The organism is Streptomyces incanus (genome assembly GCF_042656345.1).
GTDB classification, from domain to species: Bacteria; Actinomycetota; Actinomycetes; order Streptomycetales; family Streptomycetaceae; genus Streptomyces; species Streptomyces incanus.
On sequence record NZ_JBHSPC010000143.1, the window covers coordinates 1 to 26,653 of the forward strand.

General features: G+C 70.7%; 27 protein-coding genes and 1 pseudogene. 20 read left to right on the forward strand and 8 right to left on the reverse strand.

Features of this window, described 5'->3' with window-relative positions:
- Window positions 1-70 precede the first annotated feature (70 nt).
- The 8 genes from ACFP2V_RS34685 (at window position 71) to ACFP2V_RS34720 (ending at window position 7,082) form a co-directional block, all read left to right on the forward strand.
- Window positions 71-721 carry an HAD family hydrolase gene (locus ACFP2V_RS34685; RefSeq protein ID WP_381219352.1) on the forward strand — a complete coding sequence of 217 codons (651 nt, stop codon included), beginning with the start codon at window positions 71-73 and terminating at the stop codon, window positions 719-721.
- 60 nt (window positions 722-781) lie between these two features.
- Window positions 782-2,035, forward strand: a complete 1,254-nt coding sequence (locus tag ACFP2V_RS34690) for an MFS transporter (protein WP_381219354.1) — start codon at window positions 782-784, stop codon at window positions 2,033-2,035.
- On the forward strand, window positions 1,986-3,158 hold the full coding sequence (locus tag ACFP2V_RS34695; RefSeq protein WP_381219356.1) for an acetoin utilization protein AcuC: 1,173 nt from the start codon (window positions 1,986-1,988) through the stop codon (window positions 3,156-3,158). The genes ACFP2V_RS34690 and ACFP2V_RS34695 overlap by 50 nt, the downstream gene beginning before the upstream one ends.
- A 186-nt stretch (window positions 3,159-3,344) precedes the next feature.
- Entirely contained in the window at window positions 3,345-4,169 is an 825-nt protein-coding gene (locus tag ACFP2V_RS34700; RefSeq protein WP_381219416.1) for a phosphatase, read from the forward strand.
- 129 nt (window positions 4,170-4,298) lie between these two features.
- Window positions 4,299-4,511, forward strand: a complete 213-nt coding sequence (locus tag ACFP2V_RS34705; RefSeq protein ID WP_381219358.1) for a helix-turn-helix domain-containing protein — start codon at window positions 4,299-4,301, stop codon at window positions 4,509-4,511.
- A 155-nt stretch (window positions 4,512-4,666) separates the two neighbouring features.
- Window positions 4,667-4,765, forward strand: a complete 99-nt coding sequence (locus ACFP2V_RS34710) for a 30S ribosomal protein bS22 (protein WP_003948845.1) — start codon at window positions 4,667-4,669, stop codon at window positions 4,763-4,765.
- Between the two features lie 104 nt (window positions 4,766-4,869).
- Complete coding sequence (locus ACFP2V_RS34715; RefSeq protein WP_381219361.1) at window positions 4,870-5,940, forward strand: NAD-dependent epimerase/dehydratase family protein; 1,071 nt, start codon at window positions 4,870-4,872, stop codon at window positions 5,938-5,940.
- Window positions 5,941-5,954: 14 nt separating this feature from the next.
- The gene (locus tag ACFP2V_RS34720; RefSeq protein WP_381219363.1) at window positions 5,955-7,082 is read left to right on the forward strand and encodes a lysophospholipid acyltransferase family protein; all 1,128 of its coding nucleotides are present in this window, start codon (window positions 5,955-5,957) and stop codon (window positions 7,080-7,082) included.
- A gap of 96 nt (window positions 7,083-7,178) precedes the next feature.
- Here the strand turns inward: ACFP2V_RS34720 and ACFP2V_RS34725 are convergent, their stop codons facing one another.
- The 3 genes from ACFP2V_RS34725 to ACFP2V_RS34735 form a co-directional block, all read right to left on the reverse strand.
- Complete coding sequence (locus ACFP2V_RS34725; protein ID WP_381219365.1) at window positions 7,179-8,432, reverse strand: DUF5667 domain-containing protein; 1,254 nt, start codon at window positions 8,430-8,432, stop codon at window positions 7,179-7,181.
- Window positions 8,433-8,698: 266 nt separating this feature from the next.
- Window positions 8,699-9,523, reverse strand: coding sequence for an ECF subfamily RNA polymerase sigma factor, BldN family (locus ACFP2V_RS34730; RefSeq protein ID WP_381219368.1), 825 nt, complete (start codon window positions 9,521-9,523; stop codon window positions 8,699-8,701).
- Between the two features lie 458 nt (window positions 9,524-9,981).
- Window positions 9,982-10,893: an HAD family hydrolase gene (locus tag ACFP2V_RS34735; RefSeq protein ID WP_381219370.1), complete on the reverse strand. Its 912-nt coding sequence runs from the start codon at window positions 10,891-10,893 to the stop codon at window positions 9,982-9,984.
- 462 nt (window positions 10,894-11,355) lie between these two features.
- Between ACFP2V_RS34735 and ACFP2V_RS34740 the strand changes: the two genes are divergently transcribed.
- From ACFP2V_RS34740 to ACFP2V_RS34765, 6 genes are all read left to right on the forward strand, one after another.
- Complete coding sequence (locus ACFP2V_RS34740; protein WP_381219372.1) at window positions 11,356-11,643, forward strand: glutaredoxin family protein; 288 nt, start codon at window positions 11,356-11,358, stop codon at window positions 11,641-11,643.
- 301 nt (window positions 11,644-11,944) lie between these two features.
- A complete protein-coding gene (locus ACFP2V_RS34745; RefSeq protein WP_381219374.1) occupies window positions 11,945-12,736 on the forward strand; it encodes a redox-sensing transcriptional repressor Rex in 792 nt (263 codons plus the stop codon).
- Window positions 12,733-14,496 (forward strand): glutamyl-tRNA reductase, encoded by a 1,764-nt coding sequence (locus ACFP2V_RS34750; RefSeq protein WP_381219376.1) that lies wholly within the window; start codon window positions 12,733-12,735, stop codon window positions 14,494-14,496. The genes ACFP2V_RS34745 and ACFP2V_RS34750 overlap by 4 nt, the downstream gene beginning before the upstream one ends.
- Window positions 14,493-15,452 carry a hydroxymethylbilane synthase gene (gene hemC, locus ACFP2V_RS34755; RefSeq protein ID WP_381219379.1) on the forward strand — a complete coding sequence of 320 codons (960 nt, stop codon included), beginning with the start codon at window positions 14,493-14,495 and terminating at the stop codon, window positions 15,450-15,452. The genes ACFP2V_RS34750 and hemC overlap by 4 nt, the downstream gene beginning before the upstream one ends.
- Window positions 15,449-17,164: a bifunctional uroporphyrinogen-III C-methyltransferase/uroporphyrinogen-III synthase gene (locus ACFP2V_RS34760; protein WP_381219381.1), complete on the forward strand. Its 1,716-nt coding sequence runs from the start codon at window positions 15,449-15,451 to the stop codon at window positions 17,162-17,164. Before hemC ends, ACFP2V_RS34760 begins: the two co-directional genes overlap by 4 nt.
- 206 nt (window positions 17,165-17,370) lie before the next feature.
- Complete coding sequence (locus tag ACFP2V_RS34765; protein ID WP_381219383.1) at window positions 17,371-18,450, forward strand: HsdM family class I SAM-dependent methyltransferase; 1,080 nt, start codon at window positions 17,371-17,373, stop codon at window positions 18,448-18,450.
- A gap of 57 nt (window positions 18,451-18,507) precedes the next feature.
- Here the strand turns inward: ACFP2V_RS34765 and ACFP2V_RS34770 are convergent, their stop codons facing one another.
- Together ACFP2V_RS34770 and ACFP2V_RS34775 are read right to left on the reverse strand one after the other, a co-directional pair.
- Complete coding sequence (locus tag ACFP2V_RS34770; RefSeq protein ID WP_381219385.1) at window positions 18,508-18,687, reverse strand: DUF397 domain-containing protein; 180 nt, start codon at window positions 18,685-18,687, stop codon at window positions 18,508-18,510.
- Window positions 18,684-19,517 carry a helix-turn-helix domain-containing protein gene (locus tag ACFP2V_RS34775; protein WP_381219388.1) on the reverse strand — a complete coding sequence of 278 codons (834 nt, stop codon included), beginning with the start codon at window positions 19,515-19,517 and terminating at the stop codon, window positions 18,684-18,686. Before ACFP2V_RS34775 ends, ACFP2V_RS34770 begins: the two co-directional genes overlap by 4 nt.
- A 201-nt stretch (window positions 19,518-19,718) precedes the next feature.
- Here ACFP2V_RS34775 and ACFP2V_RS34780 point away from each other — a divergent pair, with 201 nt between their 5' ends.
- From ACFP2V_RS34780 to ACFP2V_RS34795, 4 genes are all read left to right on the forward strand, one after another.
- The gene (locus tag ACFP2V_RS34780) at window positions 19,719-19,985 is read left to right on the forward strand and encodes a putative ATP-grasp-modified RiPP (protein ID WP_381219390.1); all 267 of its coding nucleotides are present in this window, start codon (window positions 19,719-19,721) and stop codon (window positions 19,983-19,985) included.
- A 4-nt stretch (window positions 19,986-19,989) separates the two neighbouring features.
- A complete protein-coding gene (gene tgmB / locus ACFP2V_RS34785) occupies window positions 19,990-20,970 on the forward strand; it encodes an ATP-grasp ribosomal peptide maturase (RefSeq protein ID WP_381219392.1) in 981 nt (326 codons plus the stop codon).
- Entirely contained in the window at window positions 20,967-22,175 is a 1,209-nt protein-coding gene (gene tgmC / locus ACFP2V_RS34790; protein ID WP_381219394.1) for an ATP-grasp peptide maturase system methyltransferase, read from the forward strand. The genes tgmB and tgmC overlap by 4 nt, the downstream gene beginning before the upstream one ends.
- Before the next feature lie 127 nt (window positions 22,176-22,302).
- Complete coding sequence (locus tag ACFP2V_RS34795) at window positions 22,303-22,737, forward strand: ATP-binding protein (protein WP_381219418.1); 435 nt, start codon at window positions 22,303-22,305, stop codon at window positions 22,735-22,737.
- Window positions 22,738-22,780: 43 nt separating this feature from the next.
- Here ACFP2V_RS34795 and ACFP2V_RS34800 read toward each other — a convergent pair whose 3' ends face one another.
- Window positions 22,781-23,446, reverse strand: coding sequence for a class I SAM-dependent methyltransferase (locus tag ACFP2V_RS34800; protein WP_381219396.1), 666 nt, complete (start codon window positions 23,444-23,446; stop codon window positions 22,781-22,783).
- Window positions 23,447-23,576: 130 nt separating this feature from the next.
- The gene (locus tag ACFP2V_RS34805; RefSeq protein WP_381219398.1) at window positions 23,577-24,035 is read right to left on the reverse strand and encodes a glycine-rich domain-containing protein; all 459 of its coding nucleotides are present in this window, start codon (window positions 24,033-24,035) and stop codon (window positions 23,577-23,579) included.
- A gap of 198 nt (window positions 24,036-24,233) precedes the next feature.
- Here ACFP2V_RS34805 and ACFP2V_RS34810 point away from each other — a divergent pair, with 198 nt between their 5' ends.
- Window positions 24,234-25,574 carry a helix-turn-helix domain-containing protein gene (locus ACFP2V_RS34810; protein WP_381219400.1) on the forward strand — a complete coding sequence of 447 codons (1,341 nt, stop codon included), beginning with the start codon at window positions 24,234-24,236 and terminating at the stop codon, window positions 25,572-25,574.
- Window positions 25,575-25,664: 90 nt separating this feature from the next.
- Here ACFP2V_RS34810 and ACFP2V_RS34815 read toward each other — a convergent pair.
- Window positions 25,665-26,069, reverse strand: a pseudogene (locus ACFP2V_RS34815) (SMI1/KNR4 family protein); the annotation flags it as partial.
- 70 nt (window positions 26,070-26,139) lie between these two features.
- Here ACFP2V_RS34815 and ACFP2V_RS34820 point away from each other — a divergent pair.
- A complete protein-coding gene (locus ACFP2V_RS34820) occupies window positions 26,140-26,610 on the forward strand; it encodes a hypothetical protein (protein WP_381219420.1) in 471 nt (156 codons plus the stop codon).
- The last annotated feature ends 43 nt before the right edge of the window (window positions 26,611-26,653 follow it).

The window sequence follows — 26,653 nt, forward strand, 5'->3', positions numbered from 1 at the left end:
CGCCGAACAATTCTTGTGGAGAAAGCCCCGTGCCCCTGGCACGGGGCTTTCTGCGTTTATGGTCGGAGTCATGCACTATGATCTGGTCATTTTTGACAACGACGGTGTCCTCGTCGATAGCGAGCCCATTTCCAACCGGCTCCTGGCCGGCTATCTCACCGAGCTCGGGCATCCGACGTCGTACGAGGACTCCATCCGTGACTACATGGGGTCCGCCATGCACCGGGTGCACGACCTGGTGGAGGAGCGGACCGGGCTGCGGTTGCCGGACGACTTCGACGATGTCTTCCATGCCCGCGTCTTCGCCGCGTTCGAGCGGGAGTTGAAGCCGGTGGCCGGTGCCGCCGATGTGCTGGAGGCGCTGGCGGCCGAGGGAGTGCCGTACTGCGTGGCCTCGTCCGGGAGCCATGAGCGGATCCGGGTGGGGCACCGTACGACCGGGCTCGACCGGTGGTTCGACGACGAGCGGATCTTCAGCTCCCAGGACGTCGGGCGGGGCAAGCCGGCACCGGACCTGTTCCTGTACGCGGCCGAGCGGATGGGCGTCGCGCCGGAGCGGTGTGCCGTGGTGGAGGACAGCCCGCTGGGCGTACAGGCGGCGGTCGCGGCAGGGATGGACGTGTACGGGTTCGCCTCGATGACACCGGCCGACAAGCTGGCGGAGGCCACGCAACTCTTCGCGGATATGCGTGAGTTGCCGGGGTTGCTGCGAAGGAACTGAGCACAATTCACCTTTGGCCGGATCTACCCACCAGTACGTCGGGGCCCTACGCTCGCCGCCATGACTGATGTGCTGCGACGCGGCAGGGCCTCGCTGGCGTTCGCCTTCCTGGTGCAGGGAGTCGCCTTCGCTCTGCTCGTGACGCGGATTCCGGCCATTCAGAACCGGTACGGGGTGTCCGACGCGCTGCTGCCCGCCTTCCTCGCCGCAGTGCCGGTGCTCGCCGGTATCGGGAGCGTGGCGACGGAGCGGCTGGTGAAGGTGGTGCCGCCGAGCCGGGTGCTGCGGTGGTCGCAGCCGGTCGTGCTGCTGGCGCTGCTCGGGGTCGGGGCGGGGGAGCACATGGCCGGGCTGGCCGTGGCGCTGGCCGTGTTCGGGCTGGCCGTGGGGGCGCTGGACGCTTCGATGAACATGCTCGGGGTGAGTCTCCAACGGGCGTACGGGCGCAGCATCATGCTGAGTTTCCACGCCGCCTACAGCTTGGGCGGAATCGCCGGGGCGTCGCTCGCGTGGGTGGGAGCACACTGGCAGCTGGCGCTGTGGGTGTCGTATCTGCCGGTCGTGCTGGTGCTGATGCCGGCGGTGCTGATCGGGAGCCGGTGGTACGTGGACCAGGAGCAGCGGGAGGACCAGGGCACGGGCCGGCGTCAGGACCATGTCGCCGGGCCGGCCGCCGAGAGTGTGGACAGGGCCGGGTCCGTCGCCTTCAAGCTGCTGCTGCCGTTGTGTCTGGTGATGACGGTGGCGTACATCGGGGACTCGACGGTCTCGAACTGGAGCGCGAAGTACCTTCAGGACGTGCTGGGGAGTTCGGAGCAGATGGCGACCGTTCCGTACAACGTCTACATGGTCACCACGCTGCTGGGGCGGACGATCGGGGACTTCGGGGTGCGGCGCTTCGGTGCTGTGGCGGTGGTGCGGGCCGGGGCGCTGGTGGCGGCGGTGGGGTTCGCCGTGGTCTCCGGGGCGCCGGGGGAGTGGGTGGGGATGCTGGGGTTCACGCTGCTGGGGCTGGGGCTCTGTGTGCTGGTGCCGCAGACCTTCGCGGCGGCGGGGCGGTTGTTCCCGGGGGCGTCGGACGCGGCCGTCGCGCGGCTCAACGTCTTCAACTATGTGGGGTTCCTGATCGGCTCCCCCCTGGTCGGGGTGCTCGGGGACGTCTGGGGCTATCGCGGGGCGATGCTTGTGCCGATGGTGATGGTGCTGGTGACACTCGTGCATGCCAGGTCGTTCGCTCCTGAAGCGGACCGATACGGTGGCGGGCATGAGCGGCCGCACGCAGCTGATGTGGGACGAGGCAGTCACGGGCTATGACTTCGGCCGGGACCATCCAATGGACCCGGTCCGGCTCGCGCTGACCCGGAGTCTGGTGGGCGCCCTGGGGCTGGACCGCGAGGTCACGGTGGTCGCCGCGAAGACGGCCGGTGAGTCGACGCTGCGGCTGGTGCACCGCGAGGACTACATCGGCGCGGTCCGGGCGGCGTCGGCGGACCCGGCGGCGGCGGACCCGGCGTACGGGCTGGGGACGACGGATGATCCCGCCTTCGCCGGGATGCACGAGGCGTCGGCGCTGATCGCGGGGCAGTCGGTGGGCGCGGCGGAGGCCGTGTGGCGCGGTGAGGCGCTGCACGCGGTGAACTTCGCGGGCGGGCTGCACCACGCGATGCCGGGGGCGGCCTCGGGGTTCTGCGTGTACAACGACGCGGCGCTGGCCATCGCCCGGCTGCTGGAGCTGGGCGCCGAACGCGTCGCGTACATCGACGTCGACGTGCATCACGGGGACGGGGTGCAGGCGGCGTTCTGGGAGGACCCGCGGGTCCTCACGGTGTCGCTGCACGAGCATCCCCGGACCCTGTTCCCGCAGACCGGGTGGCCGGAGGAGACCGGGGCGGACAGCGCGCAGGGCAGCGCGGTCAATGTCGCCCTGCCGGCCGGGACCGGGGACGGGGGATGGCTTCGGGCGTTCCACGCCGTGGTGCCGGAACTGCTCGCCGACTTCCGGCCGCAGGTGCTGGTCACGCAGCACGGGGCCGACACGCACTTCGAGGATCCGCTGGCCCATCTGGCGGTGTCGCTGGACGCGCAGCGTGCGGTGCAGGTGGCGTGCCACGAGCTGGCGCACGAGTACGCCGACGGCCGGTGGGTGGCGCTGGGCGGTGGCGGTTACGCGGTGGTGGAGGTCGTCCCGCGGTCCTGGACGCATCTGGTGGGGATCGCGGCCGGGAAGCCGGTGGATCCGGTGACGATGATCCCCGAGAGCTGGCGGCAGGAGGTGTACGCCCGGACCCGGCAGCTGGGGCCGGTGCGGATGACCGACGGCCGGTGGCCCGTGTCCTGGGCCTCCTGGGAGGCCGGCTACGACCCGGCGGACCGACTGGACCAGGCGGTCCTGGCGACCCGACGCGCGGTGTTCCCGTTGCGGGGGCTGCTGACCTAGCTCGGAGGCCGTGGCTGTACCGCGGCCCTGCGTGGTCGGCCTGCCCTGTTGTTCCGGCGTGGTTACGCCGACCGTGCGGTGTTTCCCGGGTTCCCGGGGTGGCCCGGGGCCGGATCGCGCACCATCGCTGCCGTGCCGACCACGACCGATCCGCCCGCCGGCCTGTCCGCCGATCCGCCCGCCGGCCTGTCCGCCGGCCCGAGCGTCGCCGGTCTTCGTGCGCATCTGCTGGCCGCCCGGCTGTCCGGGACCGTGGCCACCACGAGGGAGGAGAGCCTGCGGAGCTACCGGCTCTTCGCCGCCCGGGACCCGCGCGCACTGATCGGCCTCGACCCGGAAGGGATATGGGGGCAGCGGGAACTGATCGAGTTGATGTCGGCCAGGTGTGGTGTTTCGGCCGATCCCCATCACGTTTCCGGGCATGATGTGATCGCCCCGGAGCGGACCCTAGCCGCCCTGGACGTCTATGCGGAGCGGATCGCGGCCGCGGCCCGGAGCGGTGCGCCCGTGCTGCTCGGCACCGGTCACCCGCACCGGCTGCTCGGTTTCTACGGTGCTCTGGCAGACGCTCTGTCGGCGGCGGGGTGTGAGGTCCTCACCCCTGCGCAGGGTCGCTGTGTCGACATAACGACCCGGTTCGGTCTACGCACGCACAACCTCGACTACGTACGAGGAGTCGCGCTGGTCCGGGGCGCACGTTCCGAACGCCCCGGTGGTGAGCCCGGCGCACATACGCACTCCCCGCTCCCGGTTCGGACCGCGCTCGCCGCGGCCGCCGAGGCCGGCGGGCCGCTTCCCGGGCTGGTGATCGGAGATCACGGCTGGGCCTGCGGGGCAGGTCAGCTGGGGTTCGAAGCCATCGCGCTGGCCGATGTGAACGACCCCGCCCCGTTCGTGGGGGAGGCCGAGGGGTGCCTCTCGGTGGTCGTTCCACTTGACGACGGTGTGCGGTCCGCTCACTACCTGCCGCTGGCCCGCTACGTACTCAATCGAGCGTGTCTGTCACAGTAGGCCGCCGATGGGTGCACCTCTTCCCCACTCGCATCACCCGCCCCTACATTGGGGAGTGAGCACGCAACGACGAAGAGTCACCGGAAGGGGAAGCCGGTGGCCGTCGAGTGCGGAAGGTTCAGGTGTGTCATGGCTGCAGCTGGCGAGAGGCCTCTGAACGAGGTTCAGTTCCTTACCGTGGCGGAAGTCGCCTCGGTGATGCGAGTGTCGAAGATGACCGTGTACCGCCTGGTGCACAGTGGTCATCTGCCCGCGATCCGGGTGGGGCGGTCCTTCCGCGTCCCCGAGCAAGCGGTTCACGAGTACCTCCGCGAGAGCTATGTGGGGGTGGAAACGGGCTGACGGTGAGCCGGGGAGATCCGGACGAAGGCACTCACGGGCCTCCCCGGCCGCCTCGATTACGACCTCAGCGCTCGGGCGGGTAGGCTGGCCCCTCGTAGGTCGTGTGGGCCCATGGCGCCCAAACACCGAGTGATGAGAAGTGAGCGAGGGTAGTCGTGGGCTCTGTTATCAAGAAGCGGCGCAAGCGGATGGCCAAGAAGAAGCACCGCAAGCTGCTCAAGCGCACGCGCGTTCAGCGTCGCAACAAGAAGTAAGCGACGACGCGGAAGCGTGTTCAGTGGCCCCCCACCGATGCGGTGGGGGGCCACTGTCATCACATGGGTCGGACTCGTGGCGAAGGCAAGAGGAAGGCGCTGTCGTGGGGAAAGTCGTGCTGGTGACCGGAGCGGCTCGTCCGCTGGGGAGCCGTTTTGTCCGGCGGATCCAGCGTGATCCGGACGTGGACCGGGTCGTCGCCGTGGACGCGGTTCGGCCCGCGCACCACCTCGGCGGCGCCGACTTCGTCCAGACCGACATCCGGCAGCCCACCGTCGCGCGCGTGCTCGCCGAGTCCGGCGCCGACACCGTCGTGCATCTCGACGTCACGGGCACACCGCGTGGCAGCGGTAGCAGCCGGACGGCGCTCAAGGAGACCAACGTCATCGGCACCATGCAGCTGCTCGGTGCCTGCCAGAAGTCTCCGACCGTCAAGCGGCTGGTCGTGAAGTCCAGTACGAACGTCTACGGCTCCGCGCCCCGCGACCCGGCGGTCTTCACCGAGACGACCGGGCCCAAGTCCCTGCCCAGCGGTGGCTTCGCGAAGGACGCCGTCGAGGTCGAGGGCTATGTGCGCGGCTTCGCGCGCCGCCGCCCGGATGTCGCCGTGTGTGTGCTCAGGTTCGCCAACATCCTGGGCCCCGCCGCGGACAGCCCGCTCGCCGCTTACTTCTCGCTGCCGGTCCTGCCGACCGTGTTGGGCTACGACCCGCGGCTGCAGTTCGTGCACGAGGACGATGTGATCGACGTCCTGCGCCTCGCCTCGTACGAACCCCGGCGCTCCACGCTCAACAGCGGCACCTTCAACATCGCCGGGGACGGCGTCCTGCTGCTGTCCCAGTGCTCGAGGCGGCTCGGCCGGCCGACCGTGCCCCTGCTCCTCCCGGCGGTCACCTGGGCGGGCTCGTTGGTGCGTACGCTGGGGATGTCGGACTTCTCACCCGAGCAGATCCGGCTGCTCACGCACGGCCGGGTGGTGGCGACGGACCAGATGCGCGAGACGCTGGGCTTCACGGCGAAGTACACGACAGCAGAAACGTTCGCGGACTTCGTGCGCAGCCGCGGCCCCGGGCTGCTTCCGCCGGAGGCCCTCGCGGGGGCCGTCGACCGGATCGCCGCGCTGCCCCTGTCGGACACGGGCAGCGGTCACCCCCAGAAGCAGAGCGCCAACTGAGGAGCGCAGCAACGATGGCGGACGCCAAGGTCATTCCGTTCGACGACGACCGCTCCCGTGGGGGAGCAGGGGGCGTGGGGGGTGCCGCGCAGCGCCCGTCGCGCCGCCGGGGTACGGGAAGCCGCCGCCAGGGCGCGGGGCCTGCCGCGATGGGCGACGTCCAGTCCCTGCCGGGGCGGGCGTCCGTCGGGGACGATGCTCAGGTGCCCCGCGAATCCCGTGAGCCCCGTGCAGAACGTGACGGCGGTGCCGCCGCATCCGGCGCCGCCCCCGGTGCGGAGTCCGGTTCCGGGGACGAAGCCGAGGGCCTGGAACGGCGGGTCGCGAGCGGGCTGGCCTTCCTGCGCCGCCGGCTCACCGGGGACTACGCGGTGGATGACTTCGGCTACGACGAGGAACTCACCGACCAGGTCCTGATGTCCCTGCTGCGCCCGGTGTACGAGAAGTACTTCCGGGTCGAGGTGAAGGGCATCGAGAACATCCCCTCCGAGGGCGGCGCCCTGATCGTCGCCAACCACTCCGGGACGCTGCCGCTGGACGGTCTGATGATGCAGGTCGCCGTCCACGACCACCACCCCGCCGACCGGCATCTGCGGCTGCTCGCGGCGGACCTGGTGTTCATGCTGCCGGTGGTCAACGAACTCGCCCGCAAGCTCGGTCACACCCTGGCCTGCGCCGAGGACGCGGCGCGGCTGCTGGAGCAGGGCGAACTGGTGGGGGTGATGCCGGAGGGCTTCAAGGGCCTCGGCAAGCCCTTCGCCGACCGCTACAAGCTGCAGCGCTTCGGCCGCGGCGGCTTCGTGTCCACGGCGCTGCGCGCGCGGAGGCCGATCATCCCGTGCTCGGTCGTCGGGGCCGAGGAGATCTACCCGATGATCGGCAACGGCAGGACCATCGCGCGGCTGCTCGGGTTCCCGTACTTCCCGCTGACGCCGACCTTCCCGTGGCTCGGCCCGCTCGGCGCGATCCCGCTGCCGACGAAGTGGACCATCCAGTTCGGCGAGCCGATCCACACGGAGAGCTACCCGCCGGAGGCGGCCGAGGACCCGATGCTGATGTTCAACCTGACCGACCAGGTCCGGGAACAGATCCAGCACACCCTCTACAAGCTGCTGGTGCAGCGACGGTCGGTGTTCTTCTAGGAAACCCCGAGCCCCGCACGCGGTGTGGCGGGCCCCCAGCGACCGGGGGCCCGCCACACCGCGTACTACGGCTCTACGGCTTCCTGCTCGACGTCCTCACTCCGCGTCCTCGCTGTCGATTCCCAGTCCGGGGAGCAGGCCGGGGAGGAGGGGCGGGAGGGTGACGTCGGGCGGGGCCGGCGCGGTCGCGCCGCCGCCGGCGGCCGGCGGGGAGGTGCCGGCGGCGCCGCTCTCTGTCGGCGGGTCGAGCAGCCCACCGGTGTTGCCGCCGAGCAGGCCCTCGCTCTTGTCGCCGGAGTCGACGGACCTGCTGGGGTCGCTGCTGCCGGTGCCGTCCTCGTCCGCGGTGCCGTCGGTGCCGGTGCTGGGCATCCGGGAGGGGCCCGTACCGGACGGGTCGCTCGGGGTGGACCCGGAGTCGCCGCGCCGTCCCCTGCCGTCGCCGCCGCCCTCCCGGGACGAGGGCTCGGGGAGCAGGGACTGCAGCGGGGCGACGTCCTCGTCTATGGCGTCGAACACCGACGAGACCTGCTCGCTGACGTCACCGAGCTGCGGGGGCAGCCGGTCGCGGAGAGAGCCCCAGACCTGCCGGTGCGCGTTCGAGAACGAGGAGAGGGCCTGCATGGGGCGCAGGGAGTCCGGGTCGTGCCGGTACGCCTCGCGCAGCAGCCGATGGCCCTCGGACGCGTCGTGCCGCATGCCGGACAGGGCACGGCGGATCTCGCCGAGGGATTCGTGGTCGAGGTGGCCGCTGCGGCCGCGCTCCATCAGCCGACGGGCCTCGCCGAGGCGGGTGGAGGCGTGGTCGAGGAAGACGCGGCCCCGCTCGTCGTTGCCGTCGGCCAGGCCGAGCTTGACGTCCTCTATGCCGCGCTTGAGACCGTAGAGCGAGTCGCCGGGCAGGGCGTCGGAGCTGGCGGCGGCGGCTCCGCCGAAGGCGCCCGCGGCCACGGTGATGCCGAGTCCGCCCGCGGTGAGGCCCTTGGCCAGGCGCGAGCGCGGTCTCAGTTTCCCCAGCGGGGTTGCCCGGTGTGCGCCCCGGGCGCGGCGTGAACGCTGATCGGGTACGGACGAATCCGCTGCCTTGCCCGCGGCGGCGCCTTCTTGGAGCATGGTCTCGAACGCGGCCACCAATCGGGCCCGCTGGACGACCTTGACCTCGGGATCCAGCTCCGGCTTGGGCAGCTCGCCGAGACCGGCGGCCAGCGTGAGCAGCCGCGCCTGTTCGGTCTCCGTGGCGGCCGGGGCCGATCCTTCGGACCGCTCGGCCGCCGTGCCCCGACCGGACTGCTCCTCCAGGGCCTGGGCGAAGGCGCTCGCCCGCCGGTGCGCCGATACGTTCGCGATCACTGGCGGCACCTCCTCTCATCATGACGGTCGACTCCCCAGGGGGTCCTGAGGGTTCCACCCCCTGACCATGTCCACACGATCGGGTGATCGGAGGCGGTCGGGGATTGACCACAGGGAGCCTGCATCCCGCACAACGAGCGGCACGGTACTTGGGTTACGCGCGCCGGTGGGCCGGTTCGGGAAGTCAACGAAGCGTCACTCAAAGCATGTCGGACGTCACGGATGGTGATGTTTCGGTGGCGGGTCCGTTCCGCCCGGTAGGCCGCTCAACGCGTGTCCTCGGGGAGGAGTCGGGCGAGGGTGCGGACGGCCCGGTACTGGAGGGTCTTGATCGCTCCCTCGTTCTTGCCCATCACGCGGGCGGTCTCCGCGACGGAGAGGCCCTGGAGGAATCGGAGCGTGACGCATTCGCGCTGTTGGGGGTTGAGACGTCGTACGGCGTCGAGGAGGGCGGCATTGGACAGGTATTCGAGGACGGAGTCCTCGGGGGAGCGCGCGACCTCGTTGGCGTCGAGCATCTCCCCGGTGGTGATCTCGAGGCGGAAGCGGCTGGACTTGAAGTGGTCGGCTACGAGATTGCGGGCGATGGTGACGAGCCAGGCGCCGAAGTCGCGCCCCTGCCAGGTGAAGGTGCCGATGCGGCGCAGTGCCCGCAGGAAGGTCTCGCTGGTGAGGTCCTCGGCGGTCGCCTTGCTGCCCACCCGGTAGTAGATGTAGCGGTACACGGTGTCGCTGTACTGGTCGTAGAGCCGTCCGAAGGCGTCGGCCTCGCCCGCCTGGGCGCGCTCCACGAGCTCCATCATCCTGGCGCTGTCACTGTCCGCGGCGGGACGGCGGGTGGTGGCGGCGCCGGAGGGGCGTCCGCGTCTGCCCACAGCGGTGCTGTCGTCGGCGAGGGCGTAGCAAGGGCCGGCGGGTGCGTCGGCGGCGGTGGGGCAGGGACCGGCGGGCGCGGTGGCGTAGGCGGGGACGGCGTATGCGGGGACGGCGTACGCGGTGGGGACGAAGCCGCGCAGCAACTCCCGGGCCGCCGTGACTGCTGTGCGCAGTGCGGTCAGGCCCGGGTCGTCAACCCCGACGTGTGGGTACACGGGACTCCCAGAGGCAGAGCTTCCATCACGTGCAGTCCGGAACCTTTCACCCGTCGTAGCGACGGAGGGGTGCCGGTTTGCGTCTGAGGAGAATAACGCTTCGTGTAGACCCTGCTACGCCGAGTTGCTGAAATCATCGATTACGTCGTTTCCGTGGCCGATTGGCGCTTGATCAAGCACTCGACGATGAGCGAATGTTGACCGAAATGCTTCGCATTTCGGTTCGGTGCGGGACGCGTTGTGGCCGTGTGCAGCCAAGAGGACTGGATAGCGGGGTTGCGGGGTAAGGCAGTTGGATTGGCCGGGTTTACGGGTGGGGCGCCACTTCTGTTCCCCGCTGATCGGACCGGCGGCCGTACGGGTGTCCGTCACCGCGGAATTGACCGGTCGGCCGGGGCGGCCGGGGCCGGCCGGCACCGGCACCCGGGCCGTGCCGCGCGCCGGAATCGGTGCCGGATTCAGCGTCGGCGTCGGTGCATCGCGATGGCGGCCGCCGTGCCGCCGGCCACCGCGCCCACGCCCGCCGCCGCCGGAATGCCGACCTTCGCGGCCTTGCGCCCTGTGCGGTAGTCCCGCAGGCGCCAGTCCATGGCGCGGGCGTGCTTGCGCAGCTTGGAGTCCGGGTTGATCGCGTACGGGTGCCCGACCAGCGAGAGCATCGGGATGTCGTTGTGGGAGTCGCTGTAGGCCGCGCAGCGGCTCAGGTCCAGGTTCTCCGCGGCCGCCAGCGCGCGTACGGCCTCGGCCTTCGCCGGTCCGTGCAGCGGCTCACCCACCAGTTTGCCGGTGTACACGCCACCGAGGGACTCGGCCACCGTCCCGAGCGCCCCGGTCAGGCCCAGTCGGCGCGCGATCACCTGGGCGATCTCCACCGGCGCCGCCGTGACCAGCCACACCCGCTGGCCCGCGTCCAGGTGCGCCTGCGCCAGTGCCCGCGTGCCCGGCCAGATCCGCTCGGCCATGTACTCGTCGTAGATCTCCTCGCCGATGGACTTCAGCTCGGAGACCCGGTGGCCCTTGACGATGGAGAGCGCGGAATCGCGCGCGTCCCGCATGTGCTCGGGGTCCTCGACGCCGGCCAGCCGGAACCACGCCTGCTGCCATGCGAACCGGGCCAGGTCGCGCGTCTCGAAGAACTTCCGCTTGTACAGGCCCTTGCCGAAGTGGAACAGGGCCGCGCCCTGCATCACGGTGTTGTCCAGGTCGAAGAACGCGGCAGCCCGCTCGTCGCCGTGAACCGGGAAATCCGGTTCACGGTCGGAAACTTCCTGGGTGGATTTGCGTGCGGCCTCCGCCGAGGCCTCGCCTGCCAACACGCTCCGCGCCGTGGCGGAGCGCCTACGGGGGGTGAGCCATCCGAGAGCGGCCATGGCGTGAGCATAACCAGTTCGCCCGGCAGTTCCGGAGTCGAGAGGTTCGGACACCGTGAACTCTGCACGTCCGTGTCGTTAAAGCACCCCTCCGGGCCCACCGGGACCGCATCGTGGGCGCCGGTCCGCACAGCGCTGCATACGCCGCTTCGGGTGCCGCTCCGTGATGGCGTCCCGCCGGGTGGTGCGGCTGGTCAGGGCGCCGGAATCCGCAGGTCGGGGGCGGCGGCTCCGCAGGACCGGGTGTTCAACTCGTCTCAGCGGGGCGCCTTGTGGACCGCCGCCTCCTGGGAGATCGGCAGGGGCCTCGTACCGGAACGCGCCACGCTTGATCCCCCGCGCCACGACGCGGGACACGACCCGCCCCGTACGCCGTTCCGGACGCCGGCGGGCACGCCCTCGTGCACCGCTCTGCGTCCCGGTGGCCGCAGGGGGGTTCCCCTGTCCCGCCGCGGGGCGAGAATGGCCGGCATGAGTCCGCTCTTTGGTCGCAAGGCTCCGCAGGATCGTCTCGTCACCCGCGTCACCCTCGTCCGCAAACCCGGCTGTCATCTGTGTGACGACGCCCAGGCCGTGGTGGAGAAGGTGTGCGGTGACCTCGGGGTCGCATGGGAGGGGAAGGACATCACCCAGGACCCGGAACTGCACGAGCAGTACTGGGAGCAGATTCCCGTCGTTCTCGTCGACGGCCGTCAGCACACGTTCTGGCGCGTCGACGAGGCCCGCCTCCGCAAGGCCCTGGCCGACTGAGGGTGTGACTGACCAGCCAGTACAAAGTGGCTGGAAAGTCGCTTAGGATCGATGGCGGTTAGGTCTCGGGGGCGGGATACACAGAGGAGAGTGTGCGGTTTTGCCCCCAGAACAAAGGGAGCGATGGTGCTCGCGCGCCGGTTCCGTAGGCATGCGCCGGGAGCGCGTGACCCCGGTCACTTTGGGTGGGCAAAACGGACACCATCTTTGTGCACGCGTTCACAAAGACATAGCCTGCATGCGACGGGGCGGTCCGGGGACGTATGACCGCCTGAAGCCCCGCTCTACCCGCAGGAGCACCGTGGCAACTGGCCGAACTCACCGACCGGCGACCCGTAGCCGAGGGATTCCCGAGGCCACCGTCGCCAGGCTTCCGCTGTACCTCCGCGCCCTCACCGCGCTCTCCGAGCGCTCGGTGCCCACGGTCTCCTCGGAGGAGCTGGCGGCTGCCGCGGGCGTCAACTCCGCGAAGCTGCGCAAGGACTTCTCCTACCTGGGCTCCTACGGGACCCGGGGGGTCGGCTACGACGTCGAGTATCTCGTGTACCAGATCTCCCGTGAACTCGGCCTGACCCAGGACTGGCCGGTTGTGATCGTCGGCATCGGCAACCTCGGTGCCGCGCTCGCCAACTACGGCGGGTTCGCCTCCCGCGGATTCCGGGTCGCCGCACTCATAGACGCCGATCCCGCGATGGCCGGAAAGCCCGTCGCCGGGATCCCGGTGCAGCACACCGACGAACTCGAGAAGATCGTCCAGGACGAGGGCGTGTCGATCGGCGTCATCGCGACGCCCGCCGGTGCCGCCCAGCAGGTCTGCGAGCGTCTCGTCGCCGCGGGGGTCACCTCCATCCTGAACTTCGCGCCGACCGTGCTGTCCGTCCCGGACGGTGTCGACGTGCGCAAGGTGGATCTCTCCATCGAGCTGCAGATCCTCGCCTTCCACGAGCAGCGCAAGGCCGGCGAACTGGCCGCCGCCGGGACCGCCGCCTCCCACCAGGAGCCCGCTGTCTCGCGCCGGAGCGCTGCCGTGGACCAGGTGCCCGTCGCCGACCAGGGACCCGACGGGGACGTACCCGCCGTGATGCCGACATGAGTCTCCTCGTCGTCGGACTGAGCCACCGCAGCGCGCCGGTCAGTGTGCTGGACCGGGCCTCGCTGAGCATGGACGCGCAGACCAAGCTGCTGCAGGACACGGTCGCCGCCGAGCCGGCCACCGAGGCCGCGGTGCTCGCCACCTGCAACCGTATCGAGCTGTACGCCGACGTGGACAAGTTCCACGCCGGTGTCGCCGAGCTGTCCACGCTGCTGGCCCAGCACAGCGGGGTCGGCCTGGAGGAGCTCACTCCCTATCTCTATGTGCACTACGAGGACCGAGCCGTCCACCACATGTTCTCGGTGGCCTGCGGACTGGACTCGATGGTGGTGGGCGAGGGGCAGATCCTCGGCCAGATCAAGGACTCGCTGGCGCGTGCGCAGGGACTGCACAGCGCAGGCCGGCTGATGAACGACCTGTTCCAGCAGTCGCTCCGGGTCGGCAAGCGTGCCCACTCGGAGACCGGCATCGACCGCGCCGGGCAGTCCCTGGTCACCTTCGGCCTGGAGCAGCTGGCCCTCGGCACGCCCGTCGCGACCTGGGCGCAGGGCAAGAAGGCCCTGGTCATCGGCGCCGGTTCGATGTCGTCGCTGGCCGCGGCCACGCTCGCGCGGGCCGGTGTCTCCGAGATCGTGATCGCCAACCGCACCGCCGACCGCGCCGAGCGCCTCGCCGACCTGCTCGGAGAGCAGTACGGACCAGGTCTGGCCGAGGGCGGCGACACGGATGTGCTGGCCCGCGCGGTACCGATGGAATCGGTGCCGTTCGAGCTGACACGTGCCGACGTCGTCGTTTCCTGCACGGGCGCGACCGGGCTCGTCCTCACCGCCGATGCGCTCGCCGCCGGTGTCGAGGGCCGGGTCGGGGCGCAGCCGGACACCGTGCGCGGCGAGGTGCCGGAGGCGCGGACGGCGCCCCTGCCCCCCGTGAGCACCGGTACCGACGAGGACTGCCCGCTGGACCTGGCCTCCGTGCCGCCCGGCTTCTCCGTGATGGGTGAGGCGGCCGTCGCCGGCATGGACGCGGCGACGCTGGAGCAGCACGCGGCGTGGGCCGCGGGCGGCACCGTCGACCGCCGCCGGACCGGTCGGCGTGGCGCCGACGCGGACCGGACGGACCCCGAGCTGATCGGCGCGCTGGCCGCGACCGCGGCGAGCGTCGGCCGGATCCCCGAGCGGCGCCGTCCGGAGCCGGTGGCCGAGCCGCCGCGCCCGGAACCCGTGCTGTACCTGCTCGACCTCGCGATGCCCCGCGACATCGACGCCGCCGCGCACCGCCTCGCCGGGGTGCGGCTGGTCGACATCGAGAAGCTCGCGGAGGCGTCCGCGGACGCTCCGATGGCTGCCGATGTGGACCAGGTCCGGCGTATCGTCTCCGACGAGGTGGCGGCGTTCGGGGCGGCACAGCGGGCCGCGCACATCACGCCGACCGTGGTCGCCCTGCGCACCATGGCCGCGGATGTGGTGGCCGGTGAGATCGCTCGTCTCGAGGGCCGGCTGCCCGGCCTGGACGACAAGCACCGCGCGGAGATCACCCAGACCGTACGGCGGGTGGTCGACAAGCTGCTGCACGCGCCGACCGTGCGGGTCAAGCAGCTTGCGGCCGAACCCGGCGGCGCCGGGTACGCGGACGCGTTGCGCACCCTGTTCGACCTCGACCCGGAGACGGTGGCCTCCGTCTCCCGAGCCGAGGAAAGCACCGAGAAGAACGCGAAGAACGCGACGATCGCGAACATCGCAGAGAACCGAGGGCCGGCATGACTGGAAAGGCACTGAGGCTCGGGACCAGGCGGAGCAAGCTCGCCATGGCCCAGTCCGGGCAAGTGGCGGATGCCGTGAGCCAGGTGACCGGACGGCCTGTCGAGCTCGTCCCGGTCACCACGTACGGCGACACGTCGCGCGAGCACCTCGCGCAGATCGGTGGGACGGGCGTCTTCGTGGCCGCGCTGCGCGACGCCCTGGTGCGCGGCGAGGTGGACTTCGCGGTGCACTCGCTCAAGGACCTGCCGACCGCGCCGCACGACGAGCTGGTCCTGGCCGCCGTACCGGTGCGCGAGGACCCGCGGGACGTGATCATCGCGCGGGACGCGCTCAAGCTCAACGACCTCCCGCGCGGCGCCCGCATCGGCACCGGCTCGGCACGTCGGATGGCCCAGCTGAACGCGTACGCGGCAGCCCGCGGCCTGGATTTCGCGACGGTGCCGATCCGCGGGAACGTCGACACCCGGATCGGGTACGTCACCAGCGGTGAGCTGGACGCCGTCGTGCTGGCCGCCGCCGGACTGAACCGGGTCGGACGCAGCGACGAGGTGACCGACTTCCTGTCGGTCGACACGGTTTTGCCCGCCCCCGGCCAGGGGGCCCTGGCGGTCGAGTGTTCCGTGCGCGACACGGAGCTGATCGCCGCGCTCGCCGAGCTCGACGACCCGTTCACACGGGCCGCCGTGACGGCCGAGCGGTCTCTGCTCGCCGCCCTGGAGGCCGGCTGCACCGCCCCTGTGGGGGCGCTCGCCGACCTGCTGACGGACGGGCCGATTGTCAAGGAAATGCGCCTGCGGGGCGTCGTCGGCACGACCGACGGCACCAGGTTGGTGCAGTTGTCCACCACTGGTCCCGTGCCCGAGACGCACGAGGCGGCGATGGCGCTCGGTCGCGACCTCGCCACCGAGATGCTCGCGCAGGGCGCGGCCGGTCTGATGGGGGAGCGAGCACTGTGAGCCCCACCACCCTTCCACCCCCTCCCGAACACGGGCACGTCACCTTCCTCGGTGCCGGACCCGGGGATCCGGGGCTGTTGACTCTGCGCGCCGTCGAGGCGCTGGCGAACGCGGACGTTCTCGTCGCCGAGCACGAGGTGCTCGACGTCGTACGCCGGCATGCCAGGCAGGGCGTCGCCGAGGTGCCCACGGAAACGGACTCGGCGGGTTCTTCCGCGCTGTCCGCTCCGGGCACAGGCACGCCTCAGCTCAAGGTTGTTGACGGCGCGTCAACAACCGTAGGCGCACCCGCGGTGCGGGATGCGGGACATCTTGTCATGGAGGCTGCACGGGGCGGCAGGCGGGTCGTCCGTGCGGTGTCGGGTGATCCCGGCCTCGACGCGTACGCCGCCGAGGAGATGCTGGCGTGCGTGGCGGCCGGGGTGCCCTTCGAGGTCGTCCCCGGTGTTGCGGCCGCGGTCGGCGTGCCCGCGTACGCCGGTGTGCCGCTGCGGGACGCGCGGGGCACGGACGTACGGTTCGTGGACGCGCGCACCGCGTCCGACCGGTGCTGGACCGAGCTCGGGGCGTCGGACGGCACGGTGGTCGTCTCCACGACGCTCGACTCGGTGGGCGCGGCGGCGGGCGAACTGGTGTCCGCCGGTCGCAAGCCCGACACCCCGCTGACGGTGACCGTCGAGGGCACGACGACCCGGCAGCGCACCTGGACGGCGACGCTCGGCACGATCGCGCAGACGCTGAAGCAGGCGAAGGTGCTGCCGTCGCCCGAGGGCGGCCGGCCGGTCATAGCCGTGGTCGGTGAGCGTTCCGCCCCCGCCCAGCGCGACCGGCTGTCGTGGTTCGAGTCCAAGCCGATGTTCGGCTGGAAGGTGCTCGTGCCGCGTACGAAGGAGCAGGCGGCGTCGCTCTCCGACCAACTGCGGTCCTACGGCGCGGTGCCGCACGAGGTGCCGACCATCGCCGTCGAGCCCCCGCGCACCCCGCAGCAGATGGAACGCGCGGTCAAGGGCCTGGTGACGGGCCGCTACGAGTGGATCGCCTTCACCTCGGTCAACGCGGTCAAGGCGGTGCGGGAGAAGTTCGAGGAGTACGGCCTCGACGCCCGCGCGTTCGCCGGGATCAAGGTCGCCGCGGTGGGTGACCAGACCGCCAAGGCGCTGATCGCCTTCGGCGTGAAGCCGGACCTGGTGCCGAGCGGCGAGCAGTCGGCCGCGGGGCTGCTGGACGACTGGCCGCCGTACGACCCGGTCTTCGACCCGATCGACAGGGTTTTCCTGCCGCGCGCCGACATCGCCACCGAGACACTGGTGGCCGGTCTCATCGACCTGGGCTGGGAGGTCGACGACGTCACCGCCTACCGCACGGTGCGCGCCTCGCCCCCGCCCGCGGAGACCCGCGAGGCGATCAAGGGCGGCGGCTTCGACGCGGTGCTCTTCACCTCGTCGTCGACGGTCCGGAACCTGGTCGGCATCGCGGGCAAGCCGCACAACGTGACGGTCATCGCCTGTATCGGCCCGGCGACCGCGAAGACGGCCGAGGAACACGGGCTGCGGGTCGACGTCATGGCCCCGGAGCCGTCGGTGCACAAGCTGGCGGAGGCCCTGGCCGACTTCGGCGCGCGCCGCCGGCTCGCCGCGCTGGAGGCCGGCGACCCGGTGACCCGGCCGAGCGAACGACGCCCGGGGGCGCGCAGGCGCCGGTCGACGACGTAACGCTTCACCCGCTGTGAACCCGTGCCCCGGGAGCTGCCGTCCGGCAGTTACCCGGGGCACGGCGTCGTTTCTGTGGTTCGGCAAGGCCGCGTTTGCCCTGAGGTGCCTCACCACGCCCGTGGACGCGCGCAGCCGCGTGAGGGTTGTGGGCTCAACTGCTCTGTTCTGAGGGGCGGTCGTGTCCCCGAGCGTGCCTCAACGGGCGATTGAGCTCAGGGATCACGAACCAGGCACTGCCAAGGGCTGTATGCGAATGCGTCCGTCCCACCCCGGACGACACGATCACCGACCCTGCCAGCGGAACCGGCGGCTTCCTGCTGGCCGCCGCCGAGTACATCCTCCACGAGTACGACAACCAGCTCACCCCCGAGCAGCGCAAGCACCTCAGCAGCGGTGGCATCTGGGGCACCGAGCTGGTCAGGAACACCGCCCGTCTCGCCGCGATGAACCTCTTCCTGCACGGCATCGGCCAGCCCACCGGGCCCACCCTCGTCCATGACCGTGACGTCCTCATCTCCCCGCCCACCAAGCGCGCGAGCCTGGTCCTGGCGAACCCGCCCTTCGGCAAGAAGTCGTCGATCACCGTCTACGGCGACGACGGCTCCGCCGCCCGTGAGGCGATCGCCTACGAGCGCCGTGACTTCTGGGTCACCACGACCAACAAGCAGCTCAACTTCGTCCAGCACATCGCCTCGCTCCTGGAGATCCACGGCCGGGCTGCGGTCGTCGTCCCGGACAACGTCCTCTTCGAGGGCGGCGCGGGTGAGACCATCCGCCGACGCCTGTTGAAGGAGTACGACGTCCACACGCTGCTGCGCCTGCCCAAGGGAATCTGGTACGCGGTAGGTGTAAATGCCAACGTGCTGTTCTTCGAGCGCAAGCCGGCCCGTCCCGAGCAGGCGTGGACCGAGAAGATGTGGGTCTACGACTTCCGTACCGCCCAGCACTTCACCCTCAAGCAGAACCCGCTCACCCGGGCCCATCTCGAAGACTTCGTGCAGTGCTACCGCCCCGACGAGTACCGCTCCAAGCGCGTCGAGACGGAGCGCTTCAAGGCGTACACGTACGAGGAACTGATCGCCCGCGACAAGGCCAATCTCGACATCACCTGGCTCCGCGACCCCAGCCTCGACGACGCGGACAACCTGCCCGCACCCGAGGTGCTGGCCGCCGAGATCGTCGAGGACCTTCAGGCCGCGCTGGAGGAGTTCGCCGCGATCGCGGAGACCTTGCAGCAGGCCCGGGGGGAGGGCTCGGCGGAGGAGGCGGCTCCGGTCGCCGACTGATACGCGGACGTGGCCCGCACCCGTGCGTTCGGGTGCGGGCCACGTGCGTTTACTCCGTCAGTGCTCGGAGGCGTACGGCAGGAAGGTTGCCCAGGTGGTGGGGGCGAGGGCGAGGCGGGGGCCGTCCGGGTCCTTGGAGTCGCGGACGAGGACGTGACTTCCGTCCGGGGTGGCCACCTCAACGCAGTCGGGGCCGCTGGACGTGCTGTAACTGCTCTTTATCCACTCCAGCTTCATGTCTCTCCAAGCACTTTCTCGATGAGGGCCATCGACTCCCGTGGGCTGAGAGCCTGTGCCCGGATAATTCCATACTGGATGTCCAGAAGCTGCACCTCTTTCGGCTCCGCGATCACCCGGCTGATGTGCGCCACCTCGACATGACCGATCGTGGTGCCGTCCCCGAGCCTGAGCAACCTGAACGAGCCGTCGAGCCCTGAGTTCTCCTCGCGGCTCAGAGGCAGTACCTGAAGGTCGACGTTGTGGAATGCGGAGACTTCCAGCAGTCGTTCGAGCTGTCCACGCATCACCATCTTGCCTCCGATGGGCCGACGAAGCGTCGACTCGCACTGGACAAAACTGAAGACGGCCTGGGCTGTCGTGTCGTTGACGATCTCCTGCCGCGCTACGCGGGCCGCCACCTGCTGCTCCAACTGGTCGGTGGTGAAGGGCGGGCGGCGGGCGCTGAGCACTGCCCGTGCGTATCCCTCGGTCTGCAACAACCCGTGGATGACGGAGTTGTTATACGCGCACAGCTCTACCGCACCCGCCTCCAGCTTCTGCAAGTCCCGCACCTTCTTCGGGTACCGGGCTTCCGCCACGTCCCCCTTCATCGCAGCGATCTTCCCGCCCGCGCCCAGGGCCTCGTCCGCCGCGTCCAGGTACTCCGGCCGAGGAATCCGCCGACCTCGCTCCACGGACGAGACCAGTTCCTCCCCGTACCCGATAGCCGCCCCGAACTCCGCCTGGGTGAGGCCGGCCGCCTCCCGCCACAGTTTCAACTGCCGTGTGACCGTGCACATCACGGCCCCGGCCTCCTCGTCGTCCAGCCCCGCTTCCCACTCGCTCATGCTCGCCGCCCTCCCGTCGTGCGCCCTTCCCCGGACCAACTCCAGCCGTCTGCCCAGGTCACCCCGGGCAGCCCGGACGGAAACCGGACAGCCGCGTACAGCGACCGGCCGTACGAGCCGTCCGGCTTCACACGGTACGCACGCATGAACACACTGAGTGACGTCAATCGGGAAATGCCACACCACCGAGAAGGGACACCCATGATGACGCTCACCCCCGAGGCCCCCTGGGCGCTGCGCCTGGTCACCGACCGGCTGCCGGCCGGGCCACCGCCGTACGCGACGGTGACGCTCGACCCCGTCACGCAGACCGCCCACTACGCCGACGCGGCCGGGAGGCCGGTCGAGATGGGCAAGCACGGCACGTCGAAGACGACGAGCACCGCGTCGGTGTCCGGGGGCGGCGATGGGAACGGTCCGCAGCCCCAGACGCAGGACGACAGCACCACCGACTACGCGTCGGACTGACCGGATGGCCTCCACCGTCCTGGTCGTCACCGCGCTGGAGGACGTCACCGCGGACCTGGTCGTCGCCGGGCTGAACGAGCGCGGGGTGCCCGTCGTCCGCGTCGACCCCGCCGACATCGGGCCCGACCTGACGTTCGGCTTCCGCGTCGACGGGAACCGTCCGTCGTGGGGCGGGTGGCTGCGTACGGCGAGCCGGGAGGTGGAGCCGGGGCAGGTGGCGGCGGTGTACTACCGTCGCCCCACTCCGTACGGCGCCCGGTTCGCGCATCTGCCCCGGCAGCAAAGGGACTTCGCCGCCGCCGAGGCGCGGCACGGGCTCGGCGGCGTCCTGAACGACCTGCCCGGTGCCCGGTACGTCAACCACCCGGCCGCGGTGGCCCGTGCGGACTTCAAGCCCGCCCAGCTCCGGAGGTTCGCCCGGCTCGGGCTGAGGATCCCCCCGACGCTGGTCACCAACGACGTGAAGGCCGCGCGGGAGTTCGCCGTCGCGCACGGACCCGTCGTCTGCAAGACGTTCCGCGGCCTGCCCGCCGGCGACGACGGATGCGCCGGAGCGATCTGGACCCTTCGGGTCGACCCGAAGGACTTCGACGACACGCTCACCGCGACCGCCCACCTGTTCCAGGCCGAGATCCCCAAGACCGGAGACGTACGCGTCACCGTGGTCGGCCGCCAGGTCTTCGCCCAGCAGATCGCCGCGCCCGACGGCGCGCTGGACTGGCGCCGGGGCGACTGGGGCGCCTTGCTCCACGCGCCCCTCAGCGTGCCGCCGCCCATCGAGGCGGCGCTGCACACCTACCTGTCCTCGTTCGGTCTGGTCTTCGGCTGCTTCGACTTCGCGCTCACCGGCGACGGGGACGACCCGGAACACTGGACGGCGATCGAGTGCAACCCGAACGGACAGTGGGGCTGGCTTCCCGACGCCGAGGACATCACCGAGGCGTTCGCCGACCTCCTCACCGTGGAAAGAGAGAGCCGTTCATGATGATGCCCGTCGACCTCGAAACCGATGCCGCACGGCTGCGCGGAGCCATGGCAGGGAACCTCGCCGCACGCGGGTTCCTCGACGATGCGGCCTGGCGGGCGGCGGTGGAGGCGGTGCCCCGGCACCGGTTCGTGCCCGGTTTCTACCTGCCCTCCGACGAGTGCGACGGGCAAGGGCTGACCCTGTGGCAGCCGGTCACCGCCGCGCTCGACCACGGGCGCTGGCTGGCCGCCGCGTACTCCGACGCCACGCTCATCACCCAGTTCGACGGTGACGAACCCGACTGGGAGGACCCGGCCGAGCGGTACGGAGGGGCCCCGACCTCGTCCTCCACCCTGCCGTCGCTCGCGCTGCGGATGTGGGCCGACGCCGATGTCCGCGAAGGGCACACGGTGCTGGAGATCGGCACCGGGACGGGCTACTCGACCGGGCTCGTCTGCGAACGCCTCGGGTCGGCCGGTGTCACCAGCATCGAGGTGGACCCGCGCCGACTGGAGCAGGCCGCGAGCGCGCTGCACGACTGCGGCTACACCCCCACCCTCGCGGTCGCGGACGGGCTGTACGGGTACTGGCCCGAGGCGCGGTTCGACCGGATCGTGGCGGCCTGCTCCTTCCGTGCCGTTCCGCCGGCCCTGGTCGCCCAGGCCCGGCCGGGAGGCAAGATCCTCCTGACGCTCTCGGGCTGGCTCTACGGGTATGCCCGCGTGCTGCTCACGGTGGACGGGGACGGTACCGCCGAGGGCCGCCTGCTGGGCGGCACCGTCTCCTTCATGTCGGCGCGTACGCACGCGGCGCCGGCGTTCGGCAATCCCGCCCACTGGGCTGCCGGGCTGCCGGGGAGGTCGCGGGTCGCCCGGCACGGTCCCGAGCGGATCATCGCCGTGACCGAGGAGACCTTCCACCTGCGCTTCCTCGTGCAGAGCGCGGTGCCCGACGCGCAACTGACCACCGTCGGCGGCGTCGTGCACCTGGTCGACGTGGTCAGCGGGTCGGCCGCCACGCTGACCCCGGACGGCGACGGCGACGGCGGTTGGCGGGTGCGGGAAGGCGGCCCGATCAGGCTGTGGGAGAGCGTCGAGCGGGTTCTCGACGTCCACGACGCGGCCGGACGGCCGGGACCGGAGACCTTCACCCTGTGCGTCCACGACGGCGGACAGCACCTGCGGCACCCGCGCGTGCCCTGCCTGCCGCTGCCGTCGCCCTGAGGGGCGAGGACCCCGCGCCGCCCGCCGCCCCGCCACGCCGGACAGCCCGGACGGGACCGGGCACACCACGGACAGCCGCCGGTCGCACGGGCCACCCACCTTCACAAAGGGCGCGTGACTGAACACGCTGAGTGACGTGAATCAAGAAACCGTCGCCTCGCGCACCCCGCTCCACCACTTCACCGTTCCGCTCTCCGCCACCCGCCGGGGTGCCCGTCTCGCCCGTCTGCTCGCCGCCGAGCAACTGCGTGCTTGGGGACTGGCCTTGGACCCGGCCCGGCTGATCGTCGCCGAACTCGCCACGAACGCCGCTGTGCACGGCCACGTCCCCGGCCGGAGCTTCCGGCTCACCCTTACCGTCACAGCGTCCGCCACCCTCCGCATCGAGGTGGCGGACACGCGTGGCGACCGGTTGCCCGTCAGCCCCCGGGCGACCCCCGAGACCTCAGCGGAGTCGGGTTACGGGCTCCTACTCGTCGAGCAGCTGGCGGACCGCTGGGGAGTGCGCACCGGACCGGTGCCCGCCAAGACCGTGTGGGCGGAGCTGGACCTCGTCCGATGACCGGCTCTTCGCCGGCCGGGGAGCCCCTTGGCCACCTGCCCGGTCAGGCAGGAAGTCGCGCTTCGACGATGATCGTGCCCAGTGCCTGATCGGCGGGCGCGGGAAGACATCGCGCCCGGACGTCACGGAAGCCGTGCCCGTGTGCGAGGTCGGCCCACACCTCGGGGGGATGACACCAGCGGTCCACGGTCATCTCCCTGCCTTCCGGGCCTTTCCCATACACGGGCCGGCGGCCCTGGAGGTGCTGGGGGGTTTCGCCGTGCGAGAACGCGAACACCCCGCCCGGCGAAAGCCGTTCGGCCACCAGCGGAAAGAGCTCTTCGGGGTCGGTGAACCACACCGCTCCCCAGATCGAGTAGACCGCGTCGTACGTCTGGTCGGACGCGCGGAGGAAGGAGCACGCCTCCCCCTCCTCGATCGTCAGGCCGGGAACGTCCTTCCACCACCTGCGTGCGCGCTCGACCTGTACGGGGGACAGGTCCAGTGCTGTGACGTGTACTCCTCGGCGCGCGAGCCACGACGCCTCTCGGCACTCGGCGGCCCCCAGTTCCAGCGCCGTACGTGGTTGACCGAGCAGTTCGGCTCCCGGGCCATGACCTTCGTACTGCGTCCACTCGAAAGCCGTCGCGTCAGGAGGTGGCGACGGTCCGTCCCGGTCCGGTTTGTAACGGTCCCAGAAGAGGACGGGATCGTGTGACGTGCGGGGCATGGGTGTCCTTGAAGGGGAGCGGGGACGGTGCTGGAGCACCGTAGCCGCGGCACACCCGCGACACGCCATGAAGACATGAACGGGTCCGGGTGCCCGCCAAGGGCACCCGGACCCGGTCGGACCCGTCCGATCAGTGGCAGTTCTCGCCCGGCCTGCACGGACCGCACTTCGCGAAGTCGCGCTCCCACAGCTTCCAGTCCACGGGGAAGCCGTTCTCCGCGATGATGTGGGCAGTGCGCTCCACCGAGCCGTCGTACTTGAACTCGATCTCCGGGATGTGCTCCAGGAACCGGCCGCCGAAGTGCCGGGCGCAGAACTCGCGGTAGTTCTTGGTGTCCAGGATGAAGACGTGGACGGCGATGTCGACCAGCCGGCCGCAGCACATCTCCAGTCCCTGGCCCCACTTCTCCATCGCCGTGACCAGGTACGAGACTGCCGCACCGAACAGTCGCTCGGCCATGACCTCGTCGAACGGGTGGTCGCGGATCAGGAGCTGGATCTCCCTTTCCCAGACCTCCGGCTCGACGTACTCCCTGGGGTCCCGCATCGCGGATGCCGTCTTCGGGGTGCTCTCAAGGGCTGTTGCCACAGTGGCTCTCCTCCCGTGTGCCGTGCGCCCGCTCCCTACCGGCGGGCCGCATCACCACGGCATCACGTTGTCGGCCCCGGCTGTCATCAACGCGCAGTCCACGCAGGCCGTGTGCAGAAGATGCACATCCCATGGGCGCGCCGCTCCGCAACCTCTACCGTGGACAGATGGTCCTGCTCCTGCCGTGGGGGAGGCGCGATGCAGCGCACCACCGACCCTTTGTGGAACTCGTCCAGGGTCCGCTTACTCATGGAGCGGTGCGACCCTGGAGGGCTGGTCAGGCTCGGCCGGACCTGGCACGGTTGGCGACAGACCGACCTCGGCCGGCGGCTCGGCTGTTCGGCGTCGACCGTCTCCCGGCTGGAGAAGTCCGGTCGCATCAGCGATCTGCGTCTCCTGCAGCGAGCCGCGTACGAAGTCGGGGTGCCGCCGGATGTCCTGGGAGCGGCACTCGGGCTGACGGGCCCGCAAGCCACTAATGTTGCGCCGAATGGTCCACGCCACACGGAGGAGGACCCGATGCGACGCCGTACGCTGCTTGCAGCGGCAGGGCTGGCTGTCCCTACGTCTCTTCTGCTTGGAGTGGACTCGGCCCTTGCGGAAATGCCCGCGCCTTCGGGCTCACCGGTGCCTCTCGATGTGCGTCTGGCCCGTGCGCGTGCGCTTTTCGACACCGGCAGGTACGGCGATCTCTTGGAGGCGCTGCCGGACCTCCTTGCCACGGCTCACGCCCGGATCGGGGACCGTGCGGAGACCGACTACGCACGTCTGTCAGCTTGTTACTCGCTGATGGCTCAGGTTCTGGTGAAGATCGGGCGGTACGACCAGGCGCGGCTCACCGCAGACCGTGCGAGCCTCTACGCGGATCTGTCCGGCTCTTCACTGGCCTCCGCAGCAGCGGCTCGTGAGTTGGGCATCGTGCTACGGCATCAGAATCAGGCGGACACGGCGCAGCGGCTCGTTCTCAAGGCGGCTTCCAGAATCGAGGCCACCGGTCTGAGTACTCAGGCGCAGGCAGCGGCGTACGCGCAACTGCTGTGCACCACGTCGTACACGGCGGCTCGTGCGGGTGACCGTGACCAGGCGCTGTCGATGATCGAAGAGGCCATGCGTGCTGCCCGTGAGCTACCCGCCGTAGCGTCGGCCGGTCGTCTTTTCGCCGTCACTCCGGCCTCCGTACGGCTCTACCAAGTGGGTGTCCACTGGGCACTCGGTGACGCCGGAGCCGCGATCAGGGCAGGTGAACAGCTCCGCCAGGAGCAGTTCACCACCGCGGAACGACAAGGGCGCCTGCACACCGATATGGCCCGTGCCTGGTGGCAGTGGGGGAAGCCCGAGCAGACCGCGCGGTCTCTGCTGGAGGCATTCCGCGTGACGCCCGCAGAGGTGCGGGACCGGCCCAGCATGCGAGCGATCGTCAGGGAGCTGCATCGTGCGCACCCTCGTGTCAGCGGCGTTCGCGAGCTGTCCCGTGTAGCCCTCGTCGAAGAGCCTCGGACCGGAGCCGGCATGCGTGTGTTCCGGGGGCCGGAGGACTGAGCTTCGGGCCGGCGAAAGCCGTCGCGTTCGGGCGGTCACGGGCGGAGACGTGGTGCGAGGGCCGTTCCCGATGACCACTCCCCTCCCGGATCAGCGGCAGAGTTCGTCGATGTCCTCGGCGAAGGTCGGGAATTCGGTGCAGGCCTCGGTGATGATGTCGCGGGCCGGGCGGCGTGGGGTGGTGGCGTGGCGTTCGGCGAGTGCGGTGAGGGCCGCGTCGGGGCGCGACTCGTGGCCCTCGTACAGCACGGCCTCCAGCGGTCCGATGCCGTCGGCCAGCATCCACAGGAAGTCGGACAGGTTCCCGGCGACCACGCCGCACTCGCCCTCCGAGCCCATGAACACCACGGGCTGTTCGGCGAGGGGCCGGCCGGGCCGTCCGTACCAGACGGCGGCGAGGCCGCCGGCTCCGTTCTGTCCGAACAGCCGGTAGGCGTCACCGTCGAGTTCGGGGTTTCCGGTCCATTGGCGTAGCCAGCCGGTGGTTTCCCCTGCTCCGGTCGTCCCGGTTGCTCCGGTCGTCCCGGTTGCTCCGGTCGTCCCGGTTGCTCCGGTCGTCCCGGTTGTGACGCCCGTGGAGGTCCCCGCTCCCGCGAACCCGCCGCGTCGGTCCGCTCGTCGTGACCCGCTGGGCGAGAAGGCGGTCACCCTCCTCGCGGGCCTGCGCCGCACCGACGAGCGCCTCACCCTGTCCCTCAGGGACGTGAACAGACTGGCCCCGGGCGTCGTCGACTGGTTCGAACGAGGTGCCACCGCCGCCGCCGTCCACCGCACGCTGACCGCCGATCTCCCCGCCGTCATGAAGCACCCGGCCGGCGTGATCGCCTACCGCCTCCGCGAACTGCTGCCCCCTCCCCTTCCCGCGACTCCGGCGCCCCCGCCCTCCATGGCCGCGAACACGGGCAGCGCTCACCGCCCGCATCCCTTCCAGGACTGCGACGGCTGTGACCGGGCCTTCCGCGCCCCGGAACCGGGCCGCTGCCGCGATTGCCGGTCCGGCCCGAGGGCGATGAGCGAGGGCGCATGCGCGGCCTGAGCACATGCCCTGCGACGGGGGCTCGGGCCGGACCGGACCGGTG

What these genes read in the sequence shown, in the direction of transcription:
- ACFP2V_RS34685 (WP_381219352.1), top strand. Translation starts at nt 71, where the DNA reads ATGCACTATGATCTGGTCATTTTTGACAACGACGGTGTCCTCGTCGAT.
- ACFP2V_RS34690 (WP_381219354.1), top strand. Translation starts at nt 782, where the DNA reads ATGACTGATGTGCTGCGACGCGGCAGGGCCTCGCTGGCGTTCGCCTTC.
- ACFP2V_RS34695 (WP_381219356.1), top strand. Translation starts at nt 1,986, where the DNA reads ATGAGCGGCCGCACGCAGCTGATGTGGGACGAGGCAGTCACGGGCTAT.
- ACFP2V_RS34705 (WP_381219358.1), top strand. Translation starts at nt 4,299, where the DNA reads ATGGCTGCAGCTGGCGAGAGGCCTCTGAACGAGGTTCAGTTCCTTACC.
- ACFP2V_RS34720 (WP_381219363.1), top strand. Translation starts at nt 5,955, where the DNA reads ATGGCGGACGCCAAGGTCATTCCGTTCGACGACGACCGCTCCCGTGGG.
- ACFP2V_RS34735 (WP_381219370.1), bottom strand. Translation starts at nt 10,893, where the DNA reads ATGGCCGCTCTCGGATGGCTCACCCCCCGTAGGCGCTCCGCCACGGCG.
- ACFP2V_RS34740 (WP_381219372.1), top strand. Translation starts at nt 11,356, where the DNA reads ATGGCCGGCATGAGTCCGCTCTTTGGTCGCAAGGCTCCGCAGGATCGT.
- ACFP2V_RS34750 (WP_381219376.1), top strand. Translation starts at nt 12,733, where the DNA reads ATGAGTCTCCTCGTCGTCGGACTGAGCCACCGCAGCGCGCCGGTCAGT.
- hemC (WP_381219379.1), top strand. Translation starts at nt 14,493, where the DNA reads ATGACTGGAAAGGCACTGAGGCTCGGGACCAGGCGGAGCAAGCTCGCC.
- ACFP2V_RS34770 (WP_381219385.1), bottom strand. Translation starts at nt 18,687, where the DNA reads ATGAAGCTGGAGTGGATAAAGAGCAGTTACAGCACGTCCAGCGGCCCC.
- ACFP2V_RS34775 (WP_381219388.1), bottom strand. Translation starts at nt 19,517, where the DNA reads ATGAGCGAGTGGGAAGCGGGGCTGGACGACGAGGAGGCCGGGGCCGTG.
- ACFP2V_RS34780 (WP_381219390.1), top strand. Translation starts at nt 19,719, where the DNA reads ATGATGACGCTCACCCCCGAGGCCCCCTGGGCGCTGCGCCTGGTCACC.
- tgmB (WP_381219392.1), top strand. Translation starts at nt 19,990, where the DNA reads ATGGCCTCCACCGTCCTGGTCGTCACCGCGCTGGAGGACGTCACCGCG.
- tgmC (WP_381219394.1), top strand. Translation starts at nt 20,967, where the DNA reads ATGATGATGCCCGTCGACCTCGAAACCGATGCCGCACGGCTGCGCGGA.
- ACFP2V_RS34800 (WP_381219396.1), bottom strand. Translation starts at nt 23,446, where the DNA reads ATGCCCCGCACGTCACACGATCCCGTCCTCTTCTGGGACCGTTACAAA.
- ACFP2V_RS34810 (WP_381219400.1), top strand. Translation starts at nt 24,234, where the DNA reads ATGCAGCGCACCACCGACCCTTTGTGGAACTCGTCCAGGGTCCGCTTA.